We start from the raw sequence: 16,712 nt of genomic DNA, 5'->3' as shown, positions 1-16,712 counted from the left end.
CCCGGGCGTCGAAGACGCACCGCCGCCGATCTCCGTCGACACATCCCGCCGCCGGCGCACACCACAGACATGATGGCACGCCGGCGGCGGCTGCGCATGGGTGATGATCGATCGAAACTGAAGGAAATCCGCGATTTGCGACACGCCCGGCAGGCTCAGTAGAGCCACAGCCAAAGATGGATGATGCTCCAGGCGTAGATACCGGCGACGATGTCGTCGAGCATGATGCCGAAGCCGCCGGCGACGCGTCGGTCGATGGTACGGATCGGCCAAGGCTTGATCACATCGAATATGCGAAAGGCGACGAAGCCCCACAGCGCCGCCTCCCAGGAGAATGGCACCGCGGCCATGGTGATCCAGTAGCCGACGAATTCATCCCACACGATGCCGGAATGATCATGCACGCCGAGGTCGCGGGAGGTGCGGCCACAAAGCCAGATACCGACCGCCGTGGCGACCAGCACCACCAGCAGATAGAGCGAGAGCGGAAGCCAGGAGAGCAGCCAGAAGAAGGGGATCGCCGCCAGTGTGCCGAAGGTGCCCGGCGCGAAGGGAGCGGCGCCGCTGCCAAGCCCGAAGGCCAGGAAATGGATCGGGTTGCGCCAGATGCTGGCGGGCGCTCGATTCATGCCTGGTCCCCGTCACCATCGAAGTGGCGCCAGCCCCTCGCGGCCAGGGGTGCGCCTTGCCAGTTGCGAATCCCCAACGCCTCGGTGGTTCGGCCGATCACCCTGAGTTCGCAGCCACAGCCGGCGAGGCGAGCGCGGGCGGTGGCAAGATAGTGTTCGGGCAGGGTGAACAGGAGCTCGTAGTCGTCACCGCCGTCGAGGGCAGCGGCGATCGCGCGCTCGTGGCCAAGCGCCGCGATCAGTCCCGGTGCCAGCGGCAGCCGGGTCAGGTCGATCTTCGCCCCCACCCCGGAAGCCCGGCAAAGATGATCGAGATCGGCCAGGAGGCCGTCGGAGACATCGAGGGCGGCGCTGGCCAGCTCAGCGAGCGCGATTCCGGCCTCGATCCGGGGCTGCGGGCGCAGATAGGCCTGCAACAGCGGATCTTGTTCGTACGCGCGGCTGCCGCCGCGCCACGCCTCGAGCCCACCCCGGGCGCCGCCGAGCGGGCCGCTCACCGCGATCAGCTGCTCAGCCTCGGCACCGTCGCGGCGCAGCACCGCCGAGGGGCGAACCTCGCCATGCACGGTGACGGAAATCGAAAGATGCCCACGGGTCAGGTCGCCCCCCACCAGGCGGGTCCCGCTGCGCGCAGCCAAAGCGTGGAAGCCGCGGCAGAATTCGCCGACCCAAGCCTCATCCACCTCCGGCAGGCTCAGCGCGAGCAGACACCAGCGCGGCTGGGCGCCCATCGCGGCCAGATCGGACAGGCTCACCGCCAGCGCGCGATGACCGATCGCCTCGGCCGGCGCATCCGCGGGGAAGTGGACATCGGCGATCGAGGTATCGACGCTCACCGCCAGAAGGTGATGCGGGCTTGGCACCAGCAGCGCGCAGTCATCGCCCGCGCCGAGCTCGACCCCAGCGAGGGCATCGCGTGACTCCGGATAGCCGTCGGAGCGCAGGGCGCTACCCCGCTGCAGAGCGGCCAGGTGGCGCTTGATCAGATCGAATTCGCCGAGCATGGGCGTACCCGCTCAACGGCCGCGAGCTTTGACCTCGACGCTGCGCAGCCGCGCCGCGAGCTTGTCGAGGATGCCGTTGACGTATTTGTGTCCGTCGGTCGCGCCAAAGGACTTGGCCAGTTCGACGCCCTCGTTGATCACCACGCGGTAGGGTACCTCGGGGCGCTCGGCGAGCTCGTATGCGCCCAGGCGAAGGATGGCGAGCTCGATCGGGTCGAGTTCGTCGATGCTGCGGTCGAGCAGCGGCGAAAGCGAGGCATCGAGCTGGCTACAAGCCGCGGCGACCCCGTGGAGCAGCGTGTGGAACAGCGCCAGGTCGGCGATCGCCATTACCTTGACCCAGTTCTCGTGGTCGGGCATGTCGTCATCGGCGAGCTGGCTGCGAAACTCGGCTTCGATGGTCGAGATCGCTTTTTCGTTTTGCTGCAGCTGCGACTGGTAGAGCGCCTGGATGGTCAGCTCGCGCGCCGCGCGGCGTGCGAGCTGGGACTTGGATGGAGACTTGGCGGAAGGGCTGGGGTGATTCACGACGCCACCTCCTGAGCTTCGTCCAGCTGACGCAGCAGCGACACCATCTCCATCGCCGCCATCGCCGCCTCGGCCCCCTTGTTGCCCGCCTTGGTACCGGCGCGCTCGATCGCTTGATCGATCGAATTGACGGTCAGCACCCCATTGGCGACCGGCGTATCGAAATCCAGCTGCAGCCGGTTCATCGCCGAGTTGCACTGTCCAGCGATGTGCTCGAAATGCGGTGTGCCGCCGCGGATCACCGCGCCGAGGGCGATCACCGCGTCGGGAGCGCGACGCGACAGCACCCGTTTGACCGCGAGCGGCAGTTCCCAGGCCCCGGGAACGTGGACGATGTCGATCTGGCGCTCATCGACGCCGTGGCGTACCAGGCTATCGACCGCGCCTTCGACCAGCGAATCGACGACGTGATGGTTGAACCGGCCGACCACAATGACGTAATGGCCGTCGACATCGACGAATCGGCCTTCCACTTGAGCGATAGGATGCATGGTGTTCTCTGCCCGCGAGATGGGCGTTTCCGACAAGTAAATGGGAGCCGCGACAGCGGCTCGAATCGAAATCCTAGGGTTGCCGCGCGTAGCGCCCGCGGCAACGCGGGAGGCTTATTCTACCGGCTGATGCGGCTCAAAGGTATCGCCGCCGAGCTGCTCGATCACTTCGAGGCCGAAGCCCGACAGCGCCGAGAAGCGCCAGGGCGAACTGAGCAACCGCATCTTGCCGACGCCGAGCGCACGCAGGATCTGCGCCCCAGTGCCGATCGACAGGTAATTGCCGCTGCCGTCCGACGCTCGATCGCGGGGCACCCGACGGCGCCCGGTGAAGATATCGAGCTGATCTTTGAGATCCAGGCGCGAGCAGTCGTCGTCGAGCAGCACCATCACCCCGCGCTCGGCACGGGCCAGCGCCTCGAGGGCCTCGAGGCCGGCCCAGCCGCGCGCCCCCTGGTTCTGCAGCGCGAGCACGTCGCGCAGGGTGTCCGGCACATGGACACGAACGGTGGTGATCTCGTCGTGCGAGGGCTTGCCCTTGACCAGGGCGAGATGGTGGCGGTCGATGATCCCATCGTGGAAGACATGCAGGGTGAAATCACCGAAGGCGGTGGTCACCGGCTCTTCACTGACCTTTTCGACGGTGCGCTGGTGGAGAATGCGATACTGGATCAGTTCGGCGATGGTGCCGATCTTGATCCCATGCTCCTCGGCGAAGCGCTCGAGATCGTCGCGCCGTGCCATGGTGCCATCTTCGTTCATCACCTCGCAGATCACCCCGGCGGGCTCGAAACCGGCGAGCGCGGCGAGATCGCAGGCCGCCTCGGTATGCCCGGCACGTCGCAGCACACCGCCATCCTCGCTGATCAGCGGGAACACGTGCCCAGGCTGGACGATGTCGGCGGGCACCGCGCCGCGCGCGGCGGCGACGCGCACCGTGCGAGCGCGATCGGCGGCGGAGATACCCGTAGTGATGCCGCTCGCGGCTTCGATCGAGACGGTGAACTTGGTGCCGAAGCCGGAGCCGTTGTCACGCACCATCAGGTCGAGGCCCAGCTGCTTGGCCCGTCCCTTGGACAACGGCATGCAGATCAGGCCGCGCGCATGCCGGGCCATGAAATTGATGTGCTCGGCCTCGACGCATTCGGCGGCCATGATCACGTCACCTTCGTTCTCGCGATCCTCGTCGTCCATCAGGATCACCATCTTGCCGCGCGCGATGTCCTCGACCAGCGCGGAGATCGGAGATAGAGCCATGCCCTTGAGCCATCCTTAATTGCTGATCCATGGTGCCCATCGCGAAGTGCGATCGACGAGCATCCTCGGGAAGGAGATCAGTCGTCGCCACTCACCGGGCGGGCGATGATACGCCAATCCTTGCCTATCGCGCGAATGTCGTCGATCACCAGGCGCTGCTGCTCGTCCATCGCGGTCAGCTCGAGATCGAGCAGCGGTCGGGCGAAGCTGCCCATCAGCGTCGGGGCGACGAAGAGCACCAGCTCGTCGACCAGCTGGGCCTTGAACATCGCCCCGGCGAGACTGGCACCGGTCTCGACCAGCACCTCATTGCACTGCTCGATGCGGGCCAAATGCTCGATCATCGCGACCAGATCGACCCTGGCGACACCGCTGCGCGCGGCGCTCTCTTCCTCTTGCTCACTGAGCGGCTGCACCAGCACCTCTGCCCCCACCGCCTCGAGATTGGCGCGCTTGGCCTCGTCGGAGCTGCGGGTGAAGATCAACGTCCGCCCCTCCTCCCTCAACATGCTCGCGGCCAGCGGCATGCGCAGACGCGAGTCGACCACCACGCGCAGCGGCTGGGCGACGATCTGCTCCGGGGCGAGTCCGGACTCTTCTTCGCGCACGGTCAGCCGGCTGTCGTCCTGGACCAGGCTCTCGACCCCGCTGATCACCGCGCCGGAGCGGGCGCGCAAGCGCTGCACCTCGCGCCGCGCCTGGTTGCCGGTGATCCATTGGGACTCACCGCTGGCCATCGCCGAGCGACCGTCCAGGCTCATCGCCATTTTCAGCCGCACGTATGGCCGGCCCCTGCTCATCCGCGAGATGAAGCCGGGGTTGAGCCGCCGTGCCTGCGCCTCGCCGACCCCGGTGGTCACGTCGATACCAGCCTCACGGCAGCGCGCGATCCCCCTGCCCGAGACCGCGGGGTTGGGATCTTCCATCCCCACCACCAGGCGCGCCACGCCGGCCGCAATCAAAGCATCGGCGCAGGGGCCGGTGCGTCCCTGGTGAGCGCAAGGCTCCAAGGTGACGTAGGCGGTGGCGCCACGGGCCCGCGGGCCCGCATCCTCGAGCGCAAGGATCTCCGCGTGGGCTTCTCCCGCCCGGCGATGCCAGCCTTCGCCGACGATCTCCCCCTCCCGCACCAGCACGCAGCCGACCCGGGGGTTGGGCGCGGTGGTATAAAGGCCTCGCTCGGCGAGCTGCAACGCCCGCGCCATGAAGTGCTCGTCGGGATGACGTGGGCCGGCGCTGCGCATGTCGGCGGCGCCGCCATCGATCTGCTGCTCTGCTTTATTCATCGCGGTTCGGACTCATCGCTGCGTGAAGTGGAGGAAGGCTCCCCGGTCAATCGATCGATCTCGGCGCGAAATTCGTCGACGTCCTCGAAGCGGCGGTAGACGGAAGCGAAGCGAATGTAGGCGACCTGGTCAAGCAGCTTCAGTTCGCGCATCACCTCTTCACCGATCACCCGCGCCACCACTTCGCGTTCGCCGCGCGCGCGCAGGCGCTGGCGAATGTGCTCGAGCGCCGCTTCGATGCGCTCGACGCTGACCGGACGCTTCTCGAGCGCGCGCATCATGCCTGCGCGAAGCTTGGTCTGGTCGAAGCTTTCGCGCGTGCCGTCACCCTTGACCACGCGGGGCATGATCAGCTCAGCGGTCTCGTAGGTGGTGAAGCGCTCGCCGCAGCCCAGACACTGGCGCCGCCGACGGACCTGGTCGCCGTCGGCGACCAGCCGCGAATCGCTTACCTTGGTCTCGTGCGCGCCGCAAAAGGGACAGTGCATACTACGCTAATCCATCATCTGCCAGTGGAAGTCGCCATCGCACCGGAGCCCGAGGGTATCGGACGCCGCGGCTCGGCTTGCGACATTACCAACAGTAACACGTCATTCGCCACCGCCCCATCACCCTGGGTCGACACCCATGCACAAGGGAATGAGGCGACGCTTGGAAAACTATTGATTAAGCTTGTCTTCAAATGGGAAACCACCCTGTCCACATCTTTGCAAACGAGGACCCTTCGATGGATATCATCTCCTGGATCATTACCGGCGCCGTCATCGGTGCGCTCGCCAACCTGGCCATATCGTCCCGCTTCAGCATCGGCTATCTCGGCGCAATGGGCGTCGGTGCCCTAGGCGCGGTGATGGCCAGCTTCATCGCCTCGATCTTCGCCATCCTGCCGGAGCTCCAATTCAGCGTCACCGGCCTGGTGACCTCGGTGATCGGCAGCCTCATCGCCCAGATCGCGGTCGTCGCCTACCGCAAGGTCGCCCGGGTCTGAATCGTCGCAAGCGGCATGAACCCCGCCTGCGCGCGAGCGAAAAAAACGGCCCGCCGAATGATGGCGGGCCGGGTTCCAGTTTGCTGCTGCCTGCGAGTCCGTCAATCAGCGGTGCTCTGAGCGCCGCGGCTCTTGATCAGGCTGGCGACGGTAGTGATCACCAGGATGCTGATGATCACGGTGAGCGACAGCCAGGTCGGGATGTCCGGTGCCCAGCCGACCGACTCGCCGCCGTTGATGAATGGCAAGGTGTTCAAGTGCAGGGCGTGGAACATCAGCTTGACCCCGATGAAGGCGAGGATCAGCGCCAGTCCGAAGCCAAGGTAGACCAACCGGTCGAGCAGCCCACCAAGCAGGAAGTAGAGCTGCAGCAGGCCGAGCAGTGCGAAGGCGTTGGTGGTGAAGACGATGTAGGGCTCCTGGGTAAGCCCATAGATCGCGGGAATCGAGTCGAGCGCGAACAGCAGGTCAGTGACCCCGAGGGCGAGGATGACCAGCATCATCGGAGTGAATACCCGCTTGCCGTTGAGCTTCGAAAGCAGCTTGTTGCTGTCGAAATCGTCACGCATCGGCAGGTGCCGCTGGGCGTACTTGACCAGCGCGTTGGGTTCGTACTCGCCCCCGCCCTCGCTGTGGGAGAAGCTCTCGATGGCCAGCTTGAACGCGGTGTAGAGCAAAAACAGCCCGAAGATGTAGAACACCCAGCTGAACTGATTGATCGCCGCGGCACCGACCGCGATGAAGATACCGCGCATGATCAACGCCATGACGATACCGATCAGCAGCGCCTTCTGCTGGAACTCACGTGGCACACCGAACTTGGCCATGATGATCGCGAAGACGAACAGGTTGTCGACCGAGAGGCTCTTCTCGGTGATGAAGCCTGCCAGGTACTCGACACCGTGCTGATGGCCCCAGACGTACCAGAGCCCCGCGCCGAACAGCAGCGCCAGAGTGACGTAGAACGCCGACCACAGCGCTGACTCCTTGAAGCTCGGCGCGTGGGGCTTACGGACGTGGGTGAAGAAATCGAACACGAAGATGGCGGCGATCGCGGCGATGGTCGCGATCCACACCCAAAGGGGGACATGCATGTGGTTGCCTCCGGCAAACGGAATTTACGCTCCCATCCTGATAGGGACCGAGCGCGGGTTTACCGGAGGTCTCTTCCACGCGAACGCCCGAGGGCTTGCTCGCGCCGCCGCTCCCGGGGCCACTTTGGCCCGTGCTGACGAGAACGGCACTGGTCGATGCTCGACCGGGGAATACTCCCCTCCTGACTGCGCGGCAAGTTTGGGCCATGGACAGGGGGAAAAGCAATCGATTTAAGCCATGGCGCCTGCCACTTTTCTCCACTTAGGTCTTATGCTTAGGAGACACCGTACCCTGCGCACCGCGCTCAGCCCGCTCCTCGCCCGGTCGTCCGGGCCAAGTGCCGCAAAGGAACTCGAGCATGGCCGCCGGGTATGGCTTGCGCGACCACAATGCCAACGATCGAGGACTCTTGGATGGCCCCAGCAGATGTCGACGTATCCGCCAATCCCCTTGCCCCTCGGGTTGAGGCTCTCTCCGAACAGGAATTCATCGACCGCGCACGAGCGGAGCTGTACCTGATCTACGGCGGGGAGCGCACCGAAGCCATACTCCGGCGCCTGCTCCAGCAGCTTGGCCACTATCGCCAGGAGATCGCCACCCCGTCGCGGGCGCTGTGGAGCGAGGCGACTCAGATCCTGATCTGCTACGGCGACAGCCTGATCGATGGCGAGGGCCACCGGACGCCGCTGCAGGCGCTCGACAACTTCCTCGACGGGCAGATGCGCGACACCTTCAGCGCAGTGCACATCCTGCCCTTCTTCCCCTGGAGCTCGGACGACGGCTTCTCGGTGGTCCACTTCAGGGAGGTCAATTCGGACCTGGGCGACTGGGCCGACATCCATCGCATCACCAAGCATCACAACCTGATGGCCGACCTGGTGATCAACCACGTCTCGCGCGAGTCGCTGTGGTTCACCGACTTCCTCGCCGGTACCCAGCCCGGTCGCGACTACTTCATCGAACTGGACCCAGGCACCGACGTTTCGATGGTGACCCGGCCGCGCAACACCCCGCTGCTGGTGCCCGTCTACACCAGGCGCGGCAAGCGCTATGTCTGGGCGACGTTCTCCGACGACCAGATCGATCTGAACTACGCCAACCCGGACGTACTGCTCGAGATGCTCGGCGTGCTGCTGCACTACCTCGCCCAGGGCGTGAGGCTAGTGCGACTCGACGCCGTCGCCTTCCTGTGGAAGGAGCTCGGCACCCGCTGCATCCACCTGCCGCAGACCCACGCGGTGGTGCGTCTGATCCGCGCGATCATCGACCATGTCGCTCCCGGGGCGCTATTGATCACCGAAACCAACGTGCCCCACCTGGAAAACCTGAGCTACTTCGGCGACCGCAGCGGCGGGGACGGCGCCGAGGCGCACATGGTCTATCAGTTCACCCTGCCGCCGCTGCTGGTCCATACCCTGACTTCGGGAGACGCCGCGGCGCTCACCGAATGGGCGGCCACCCTGCCGGAGCTGCCCAACGACTGCACCTATTTCAACTTCACCGCGAGCCATGACGGCATCGGCGTGCGCGCCCTCGAAGGGCTGCTACCCGATCACGAGATCAAGCAGCTGCTCGACCTGATGCAGCGCTTCGGTGGCTACATCAGCATGAAGACCGACAGCGACGGGCGCGACTCACCCTACGAGATCAACATCACCTACTTCGATGCGATGAAAGGCACGCGCAAGGGCGAGGACCCCTGGCAGATCCTGCGTTTCCTCTGCAGCCAGACGATCATGATGGGACTACAGGGCATCCCCGGCGTCTACTTCCATAGCCTCACCGGCACCACCAACGACCACGAGAACGTCTCGCGCACCGGCAAACTGCGCGCGATCAACCGCAAGCATTGGCGCCGCGAAGAGCTCGACCACCTGATCGGCGCGATGACCCCGACCCGCTTCGTGTTCAAGGCGATGACCCAATTGCTCAACAAACGCCGGCGCGAGCCCTGCTTCCATCCCAACGTGCCGCAGCGGGTGATCGATCTCGGCCCCGGAATCTTCGCCTTCCTGCGCGGACCGATGGCCGATGGCAGAAGACTGCTGGCGATCCATAGCGTCACCGACCAGCCGATCGAGCTACACCTGCCGCAGGCCTACCTGACCGATCGCTGGGAGGACCTGCTCGGCCACTTCGACCCGCTGGCCGAGAAGCCCCTGCTCAAGCCCTACTACAGCGCCTGGCTGGTCAGCCAGCCAGGTTGAGCCGGTCGGAAAAAATCGCCCCCTGAAGCGTGCCGCCGCACGGCTGCAGCGGCAGCACGCTACAGAGGCCGAGCTGAACGTAAGCAGATACGCGGGCATCGCAAGATGCCTCGATCGGCGGACATAGATACAGGGCATCTAGGCTGCCCCCATCCAACCCTCTTGAGAATGAATTGACAATGCCCATATTGGGTAGGAATATGCCCAATATGGGTATATTCCTACCCAATATGGGCATGCGGAGTGACTGATCAGTGAATAAGCGTCATGCGACAGCAACGCCTGGCATACCACGTCCTGTGAGCCTGGCTGATGCCTTGTTTACCCAAACCCAGCAACGCGTGCTGGGCCTATTGTATGGTCAGCCACATCGCGATTATGGCGTGAGCGAACTGATTGCCGCCACCGGTGCCGGCTCGGGTGCCGTGCAGCGCGAACTGGCCAAACTGGCAGCCGTCGGACTGATCACCGTCCAGCGTACAGGCAACCAGAAGCGCTATCAGGCAGATCCACACTCGCCGATCCATGATGAACTGGTCAGCATCATGCAAAAGACCATAGGCCTGGGCGGCCCGCTGGGCGAGGCGCTCGGGCCCATCGCTGGCGATATCGTTGCGGCCTTCGTCTATGGCTCGGTCGCCAAGCGCAGCGATACCGCACACAGTGACATCGACCTAATGATTATCTCCGACACCCTAGGCTATGCCGATCTAATGCGAGTGCTGGATGGCGCACAAGCGCGGTTGGGTCGCGCGGTCAACCCCACGCTGTATACACGTGCGGACTACGCTAAGCGGCTGCGGGAGGAGAATGCCTTTCTGCAACGAGTACTCCAGCAACCCAAGATCTGGATAATTGGAGGGATGGATGACCTCACCGCTTGAAAACCTCACCGGGCCCGGCAAGCCGCTCACCGCCGAACCACCCGACTCCCGTGAACTGGAAGGCCTGAAGCGTTCAGGCATTGCACGACTGCGTGATGCCAAGAATGCTGCGCTGGCGCTGGAGAGCCAATTCGACTTGGCTTACAACGCGGCGCACGCACTCAGTTTGGCGGCCCTGCGCTGCAAGGGCTATCGCGCCAGCAATCGCTATATCGTATTCCAGGTGCTGCCACACACGCTGGGACTCGGCCCAGAGGTATGGCGGGTACTGGACAAGTGCCACCACCAGCGCAACGTCGCCGAGTACGAAGGCGAATTGGACGTGAACGAGCGGCTGGTGGAGGACTTGATCGCAGCCTGCGATGCCGTGGCATTGGCATTGAATGAATAGCCACTGGCGACCCGTGTCGTGCCTGGCCTCAAACCTTGCCTTCGTTGTCCAGCTCCACCGCCTCGTACATCCGCTCAAGCAGGTCGGGGAAGGCTGACTGGATGCGATTCCAGCTCGGAATGAAAGGCTTGTCCCGCGGTGTCTCGAGATAAACCGCGCCCGCGTCCATCACCATCTGCGCGAACAGCTCCACCGTGCGCTCTTCGCTGTGCCGGTCGAGTTCGAGCCCGTTCATCGTCGCATCGTGGTAGTAGTTCTCGATCATATCGAGCGCGGTGCGATAGTAGGTCGCCTTGAGGGTACGAAACGATTCGCTGGAAATCTGCACGCCGAGGGTGGCGAGCTTGCGATAGAGCGCCTTGGCGATGTCGAGGCTCATGCGCGAGAGCCCCTGGGTATGGTCATCCTCGGAAAGCGGCTGATGCTTGTGGTCGTAGTTGTCGGCGATGTCGACCTGGCAAAGCCGCTTGATACTGTAGTTGCGATGCACCTCTGAGAGCACGCCGATCTCGAGCCCCCAGTCGCTCGGGATACGGATGTTGCTGAGCACGTCGCTGCGCATGGCAAACTCGCCCGAGAGCGGATAGCGGTAGCTGGCCAGGTAGGTGAGATATTCCGAAGGGCCATAGATCATCTGCAGCGAGCGCAGCAGCGGGGTGACCAAAAGCCGCCCCACCCGGCCGTTGAGCCGGCCATCGGCGACCCGGGCGTAGTAGCCCTTGCAGAACTCGTAGTTGAACTGGGGGTGTGCGACCGGATAGAGCAGCCGCGCCAGCATGTCCCGGCTGTAGGTGACGATGTCGCAGTCGTGCAGCGCCACCGCTTCGGTGCGATGCGATGCAAGCGAATACCCCGAGCAGAACCAGACGTTGCGCCCTTTGCCCGGCTCCTCGGGAGACAGCCCCTCCGCCGCCAGTTCGTCATCGAGCGCCTTGAGCCGGGGCCCATCGTTCCATAGGATGCGATGGCGCTGCGGCAGGCGGGAGAAGAAATCGCGCGCATAGAGGAACTGGTCGCGATCGGCGCGATCGAGACCGATGATGATCTCGGTCAGGTAGGGCACCTTGGCCAGTTCGTCGACGATGTGGGTCAGTGCGGGGCCTTCGAGCTCAGAGAACAGCGAAGGAAGGATCAATCCCATCGGCCGCCGCCTGGAAAAGCGCTTCAACTCCTCTTCAAGCGCCTCGACCGGCCGCTCGCCGAGGTTGTGCAAGGTAGTGATCACGCCATCCTGGTGAAAATCGCTCATACGCCGCTCCTGTGCTCGTCGCCCTAGCGTAGGGCGCCGCCTTACGAAGATAGTTCGTTGTCATTGTCTTGCGATGGCTGTCTTGCGACAGCCGGACTGCGATGACCGAGCGCCACACGCAGCCTCGACCCACGAGCGGCCAGGGACAAGAAGTGAGATCGGCCATCGCTGGCAAGGTTCCCGAGCGCAGGCGGGAACTGCCGGGATCACACCATCCAGTCCTGCCCGAGCCAGCCCTGCCCGAGCCAATGGTCCATCCCCTCCCGCCAGCCCTCCGGTCCGCTCTCGCGGGTCAGGTAGACGCGCTCCGGCCGATCGAAACGGGCCTTAAGCGGCGCGCCTTGGGTGCGAATCAGCACCCCACGATCGGCTGCGGCCAGCATCGGCAGGTCGTTGGCGCCATCCCCCAGCGCCAGGCTCGCAGGCCGGCCACCGAAGCGCTGGCGATAGCGCTCGACCAGCCAGACCAGCGCCCGCCCCTTGTCGACTCCCGCCGCCATCACGTGATGGAAGCGCCCACCGCGGGTGAGCACCAGGCCGTGTTCGGCCAGCGCCGCCGCGAAGGCATCGAGCCGGCCCTCGTCGTCCAGCCAGCGCAGCGGCTCGGAGCCATCCCGACGCGAAGCCCGCTCGGCATCCTCGAGCGCAAGCCCGGTCCATTGGGCGATCTTGGCCGCATCGACGTCGCCGAAGCCCTCGAAGCGAAAACCATGCCGTTCGCGCAGCCGTACGAGTGCGGCGCGGATCATCGATGCCCCTCCCCCCAGCTCGACCACCCCGGACTCACCCTCGTTTCGCCAATCCGGGGGCAGATGGATCGCCGCGCCGTTCTCGACCACGAACGGCTGTCCTTCGAGTCCGAGCTCGACCACCAGCCGACCGACCTCAGCCGCGGTCTTGCTGGTATCGATCACCACCGGCACGCCCGCCAGCCGCAGCCGCGTGAGCCAGTCGCCGGCGGGTGACCAATCGTAGCTGTGGTGATCGAGCAGCGAACCATCGAGGTCGGTGAAGACCAGCAGCTGGGATGATGAAGACATCGCGGATCCTCGTTGGCAGAACCCAGCTCAGGCGCCGGGACCAAGGCGCACAGCGTCAAGGCCGCCAGTACTATGCGCCGGCGGCAGTGGGCCGATCTCGTCCAGCGCCTGGACCAGGGCTTGCTCACTGAGCTTTTCCACTTCACCATCGGTGACGATCGTCGCGCTCACGGTCGACAGCGGAATCCAATGGCCGTTGGCTTTACGATAGATGCCGATCACCGGTCGATCAAAGGCCGAGGCGATGTGCACCACCGACGTATCCGGGGTGACCACCAGCGCTGCACGCGCGATCAGCGCGGCGCTGTGGTGGATCGAGCGCGGCAGCGCCGGCAGGGTGACGAACTTAAGCCGCTGCGCCAACGCAGCGGCCTTGGCTTCGCCCGAGGGACTGCAAATGACCAGGATCGGCAAGCCGTAGCGCTGCTCCAGGCAACGCGCGACCATCTCTCCTCTTTCCAGCGAGAGCCATTTGTCCGGCGTGCTGCCATCGAGATTGAGCACGATGAACTCACCGCGCCCATCGAGCCAAGCGTCGACCTCCTCCTCCACTCCCGGCGGCAGCGGCAGCTCGAACTTGCCCTCGACCTCGGCGATACCGGCATCCTGCATCAGCGCCGCCCAGCACCATGGAACCGGCAGGTCGCGCTCGAAATACATCTGTACCGCTCGCGCGCTGAAGGGTGCATAGCATTTCATCCTCGAACCACTGAGCTGCAGGTTCATTCGCGCGCGCAGTGCGCCGACGAAGCGGATCGATCCAGAGTTGTCCCGCGAGGTCGCCTCGATACAAAGATCCACACGTCCGAGCTCGGCCCGCAGCTCGCGACCAAGACGGACGATGGCGCGATAGGCGCGCTCGTGGGGAACCGTCACCACCTCGACGCCGTGCAGCGGCTCGAACACCATCGCGTTGGCGGGAGACGCGACGATGATCAAGCGTGCGATCGAGCGTTCGAGCAGCGCACGAATCGCAGGGAAGACCGCCATGCCGTCGCCGATCCCCTTGGGAATGTAGACCACTGCGCTTTCGATCCCGTCGAGGATGAAAGGATCCGGGCGAAAGTCGTTCCTCGCCTCCAGCAGCCGCTTGCCGATGCGACGGTCCAGTCCCTTGAGGCTCATGTTCGCGACCTCTCCTGGCCGCTGGCGTCGATATCGTCCAGCGCGGCGATGAGCTCAGCGGCGCTGAGCGCGTTGACGTCACCCGGCTTGACCACCACCGCCTGGCGTGTCGACTGCGGCAGCCAAAGCCCCAGCTGCTTGGAATAGAACGCGACCACGGGGCGATCGTAGGCGCTGGCAATGTGCACCACCGAGGTATCGGGACTGACCAGCAGCTCGGCGCCCTTGACGATCGCACCGCTGTGATGGATAGAACGCGGCAGTTCAGGCAGCGTGGCGGTGGGGAATCGCGCGGCCAATGCCGCGGCCTTGGCCTCCCCCGCGGGAGAAGCGATCAGCACCACCGGCAAGCGATAGCGCTCGATCAGGATCTGGCAGATCTCGCAGCCCTTCTCGAGGGTCAGCTTGCGCTCATCGTCGCCACCGTCGAGGTTGAGCGCGATGTAGCGCCCGAGCGGCTCCAGCGCCTGGCCTACCTGGCGCTCGATCTCAAGCGGAATCGGCAGCTCGAAACGTCCAGCCACCTCGCCCACGCCCGCATCGCTCATCAGCGCCGCCCAGCAGCGCGGCACCGACTCTTCGCTTGCGTACATGGCAAGCGCGCGATCGCTGACCTTGGGCAGATAGCACTTCATCCTGGATCCGCTGAACTGCAGGTTCATTCGCGCCTTCAGGGTGCCAACGAAGTAAACCGCGCTGGAGGCGTCGCGCAGGGTCGCCTCGACGCACAGGTCGATGCGCCCGTGATCGGCGTTGATCGACCGCGCCATCTGCTTGACCTCGCGATAGGCGCGGTCGTGGGGAATGCTCCTGACCTCGACCCCTTCATCGCGCAAAGGGACGAACACCGCCTCGGCGTGCCTCGATGCCACCACGATGATCTTCTCCACCCCGCGCTGCTGCAGCGCCCGGATGGCGGGAAAAGTCGCCATGCTGTCACCGAGCGCCTTGGGCACATAGACGACGGCGCTTTTCACCGCGTCCATCGGCATGGGGGCCGGCGTGTAGTCGTGCCGCCAAGAGATGAAGCGACGTCCCAGCTCACGTTCGATTCTGCGTCTGCTCATGCGATGCTTCGCCATCGTCCAGCCAGTCAAAGGGCGCAGAATAGCATACCCGCGAAGGTGCCAGAGCGCGCCGTCGCCCCGGTTGACAGGGCCACGCGCAGCGACGAGCATGAGCCTCCTTCACACCGTCTGGTCAGGTAATCTTCGAAACATGGCACTGCGTCGCTTCAATCTGGCCGGCCGTCGGCGCTGGTACCTGGCTCGCAACGTCGGCGGTATGCAGGTTGCCCAGGAGTTGTCCCAGACCCCATGGATGCAGCACCTGGAGCGCGTCAGCAGCAGCCATTTCTACCTGGAGCCGGTCTCCAACAGCCTGTTCAAGATCTCCCGTGACAAGTACTCTCCGCGCGCCCACTTCTGGCGCTGGCTGTCCAGGGACATCATCTCCAAGCGTCTGGCCGGCGGCCTTGATGCGCTGAAGGAGTATCTCAGCAACCGCACCCTCGCCCGCCTGGGGCAACGCACCATCGATGTACGCCTGTACGGCGTCGCGCTGAACCCCTTCAACCCGCTGGGCTCGCTGTATGCGATGGAGTTTCTGGCTGACTGCAGCACAGGCAGGGAATACTTCGAACGGCTCGACGAGACGGCCCGCATCGCCTTCATGGCCAGGTTCTGCGATCTGGTGATCGAACTCGCCGAAGCGGGGTTCTATCATCGCGACCTGCACCTGACCAACATCATGGTCGACGAGGCCGAAAACATCATCTGGATAGATACGCACATCAAGCGGCTGCCCAAAGCGGCCGCCGAGCGGACGAAGATCCTCGACAAGACGCTGATTCCCTACAACTTCTACGACGAGAAGTACATGGAAATGGCGCGCCGGCAGCTGATACCGCACTTCAGCTGACTCGGCCTACCGGATCACTCGGATCGAAAGACGCATGGGCCCGCCTTGCAAAACCCGTATATGGAGTTCGTCCCGAGCGGCGTGCCTACGCACCAAGGCGGCGGTTGACGCGACGGTCGGGAACGCCAGTGGAGGGACTTAGCGCAGGCGCCTAGGCCGTGGTTCGAGACGCTCGTTCCTCGCCGGCTTTCCATGAACCCTCTCCGAGTTCTCCTCGACAGGGGGATGGTCAGGGGGGAGATTGGGCGGTCGTCATATCGTTCTTCCTCAACTTTCAGGCAGAAGCATTTTGAGCTTCAGTCTGGATGGGCGTCACGGAGAACCCGAGCTGCTTGGCGAGTCGACGCATGGAACGTTGTTTGGTTTCCAGCGCCTGTGCCTCGTAGTACTGGAGTCCGTGTTCGACATAGTCCAATCCTTTGACCATGACGCGCCAGAACAGCGCCGCGAGTTTGCGCGCCAGGGCGATATTGGCGATCAATCCACCTCGGCGACCCGCCATCCGACGGTAAAAACCGCCCAGCGCAATGTGTTTGCTGCGAGCGAGGCTGCGGGCCATGACGCAAAACAGGCGCCCAGCACGATTACGCCTGCGCTTGGCCGAGCGTTGGCGCTTAC

17 protein-coding genes and 1 pseudogene are annotated in these 16,712 nt (G+C 64.5%); 5 read left to right on the top strand and 13 right to left on the bottom strand.

Features of this window, described 5'->3' with window-relative positions; all coding sequences use genetic code 11:
- Nucleotides 1-155: 155 nt before the first annotated feature.
- From Q376_RS0118645 to nrdR, 7 genes are all read right to left on the bottom strand, one after another.
- Nucleotides 156-629, bottom strand: coding sequence for a phosphatidylglycerophosphatase A family protein (locus Q376_RS0118645; protein ID WP_027351579.1), 474 nt, complete (start codon nucleotides 627-629; stop codon nucleotides 156-158).
- Entirely contained in the window at nucleotides 626-1,633 is a 1,008-nt protein-coding gene (thiL, locus tag Q376_RS0118640) for a thiamine-phosphate kinase (RefSeq protein WP_027351578.1), read from the bottom strand. The genes Q376_RS0118645 and thiL overlap by 4 nt, the downstream gene beginning before the upstream one ends.
- Nucleotides 1,634-1,645: 12 nt before the next feature.
- Nucleotides 1,646-2,161, bottom strand: a complete 516-nt coding sequence (gene nusB / locus Q376_RS0118635) for a transcription antitermination factor NusB (protein WP_027351577.1) — start codon at nucleotides 2,159-2,161, stop codon at nucleotides 1,646-1,648.
- A complete protein-coding gene (ribH, locus tag Q376_RS0118630) occupies nucleotides 2,158-2,652 on the bottom strand; it encodes a 6,7-dimethyl-8-ribityllumazine synthase (RefSeq protein ID WP_027351576.1) in 495 nt (164 codons plus the stop codon). The genes nusB and ribH overlap by 4 nt, the downstream gene beginning before the upstream one ends.
- Before the next feature lie 114 nt (nucleotides 2,653-2,766).
- Complete coding sequence (gene ribBA / locus Q376_RS0118625) at nucleotides 2,767-3,909, bottom strand: bifunctional 3,4-dihydroxy-2-butanone-4-phosphate synthase/GTP cyclohydrolase II (protein WP_027351575.1); 1,143 nt, start codon at nucleotides 3,907-3,909, stop codon at nucleotides 2,767-2,769.
- Nucleotides 3,910-3,986: 77 nt separating this feature from the next.
- Complete coding sequence (gene ribD, locus Q376_RS0118620; RefSeq protein WP_027351574.1) at nucleotides 3,987-5,153, bottom strand: bifunctional diaminohydroxyphosphoribosylaminopyrimidine deaminase/5-amino-6-(5-phosphoribosylamino)uracil reductase RibD; 1,167 nt, start codon at nucleotides 5,151-5,153, stop codon at nucleotides 3,987-3,989.
- Between the two features lie 38 nt (nucleotides 5,154-5,191).
- Nucleotides 5,192-5,683, bottom strand: a complete 492-nt coding sequence (nrdR, locus tag Q376_RS0118615) for a transcriptional regulator NrdR (protein WP_027351573.1) — start codon at nucleotides 5,681-5,683, stop codon at nucleotides 5,192-5,194.
- A gap of 239 nt (nucleotides 5,684-5,922) precedes the next feature.
- Here nrdR and Q376_RS23495 point away from each other — a divergent pair, with 239 nt between their 5' ends.
- Complete coding sequence (locus Q376_RS23495; RefSeq protein ID WP_043448823.1) at nucleotides 5,923-6,183, top strand: GlsB/YeaQ/YmgE family stress response membrane protein; 261 nt, start codon at nucleotides 5,923-5,925, stop codon at nucleotides 6,181-6,183.
- Between the two features lie 101 nt (nucleotides 6,184-6,284).
- On the opposite strand, the gene Q376_RS0118605 is transcribed toward Q376_RS23495, so the two are convergent.
- A complete protein-coding gene (locus tag Q376_RS0118605) occupies nucleotides 6,285-7,277 on the bottom strand; it encodes a TerC/Alx family metal homeostasis membrane protein (RefSeq protein WP_027351572.1) in 993 nt (330 codons plus the stop codon).
- A gap of 414 nt (nucleotides 7,278-7,691) precedes the next feature.
- On the opposite strand from Q376_RS0118605, the gene Q376_RS0118600 reads away from it, so the two are divergent.
- The 3 genes from Q376_RS0118600 (at nucleotide 7,692) to Q376_RS0118590 (ending at nucleotide 10,760) form a co-directional block, all read left to right on the top strand.
- Complete coding sequence (locus Q376_RS0118600; protein WP_027351571.1) at nucleotides 7,692-9,485, top strand: sugar phosphorylase; 1,794 nt, start codon at nucleotides 7,692-7,694, stop codon at nucleotides 9,483-9,485.
- Between the two features lie 383 nt (nucleotides 9,486-9,868).
- Nucleotides 9,869-10,369, top strand: coding sequence for a transcriptional regulator (locus Q376_RS0118595; RefSeq protein WP_211266724.1), 501 nt, complete (start codon nucleotides 9,869-9,871; stop codon nucleotides 10,367-10,369).
- The gene (locus Q376_RS0118590) at nucleotides 10,353-10,760 is read left to right on the top strand and encodes a hypothetical protein (RefSeq protein ID WP_027351569.1); all 408 of its coding nucleotides are present in this window, start codon (nucleotides 10,353-10,355) and stop codon (nucleotides 10,758-10,760) included. The genes Q376_RS0118595 and Q376_RS0118590 overlap by 17 nt, the downstream gene beginning before the upstream one ends.
- A gap of 28 nt (nucleotides 10,761-10,788) precedes the next feature.
- Here Q376_RS0118590 and Q376_RS0118585 read toward each other — a convergent pair whose 3' ends face one another.
- The 4 genes from Q376_RS0118585 to Q376_RS0118570 form a co-directional block, all read right to left on the bottom strand.
- A complete protein-coding gene (locus Q376_RS0118585; RefSeq protein ID WP_027351568.1) occupies nucleotides 10,789-12,009 on the bottom strand; it encodes a glycosyltransferase family protein in 1,221 nt (406 codons plus the stop codon).
- A 206-nt stretch (nucleotides 12,010-12,215) separates the two neighbouring features.
- Nucleotides 12,216-13,049: an HAD-IIB family hydrolase gene (locus tag Q376_RS0118580; RefSeq protein WP_027351567.1), complete on the bottom strand. Its 834-nt coding sequence runs from the start codon at nucleotides 13,047-13,049 to the stop codon at nucleotides 12,216-12,218.
- Nucleotides 13,050-13,076: 27 nt separating this feature from the next.
- On the bottom strand, nucleotides 13,077-14,174 hold the full coding sequence (locus Q376_RS0118575) for a glycosyltransferase family 9 protein (RefSeq protein ID WP_027351566.1): 1,098 nt from the start codon (nucleotides 14,172-14,174) through the stop codon (nucleotides 13,077-13,079).
- Entirely contained in the window at nucleotides 14,171-15,241 is a 1,071-nt protein-coding gene (locus Q376_RS0118570) for a glycosyltransferase family 9 protein (protein WP_162177924.1), read from the bottom strand. Before Q376_RS0118570 ends, Q376_RS0118575 begins: the two co-directional genes overlap by 4 nt.
- Nucleotides 15,242-15,392: 151 nt before the next feature.
- Here Q376_RS0118570 and Q376_RS23490 point away from each other — a divergent pair, with 151 nt between their 5' ends.
- The gene (locus tag Q376_RS23490; RefSeq protein ID WP_052365525.1) at nucleotides 15,393-16,094 is read left to right on the top strand and encodes a hypothetical protein; all 702 of its coding nucleotides are present in this window, start codon (nucleotides 15,393-15,395) and stop codon (nucleotides 16,092-16,094) included.
- A 274-nt stretch (nucleotides 16,095-16,368) separates the two neighbouring features.
- Here Q376_RS23490 and Q376_RS25085 read toward each other — a convergent pair.
- Nucleotides 16,369-16,712: pseudogene (locus Q376_RS25085) on the bottom strand (hypothetical protein); the annotation flags it as partial.

This window comes from Halotalea alkalilenta DSM 17697 (assembly GCF_000621205.1).
Classification (GTDB): Bacteria; Pseudomonadota; Gammaproteobacteria; order Pseudomonadales; family Halomonadaceae; genus Halotalea; species Halotalea alkalilenta.
Note: the sequence above shows the minus strand (reverse complement) of the source record. Positions and strands in the feature narration are given on the sequence as shown.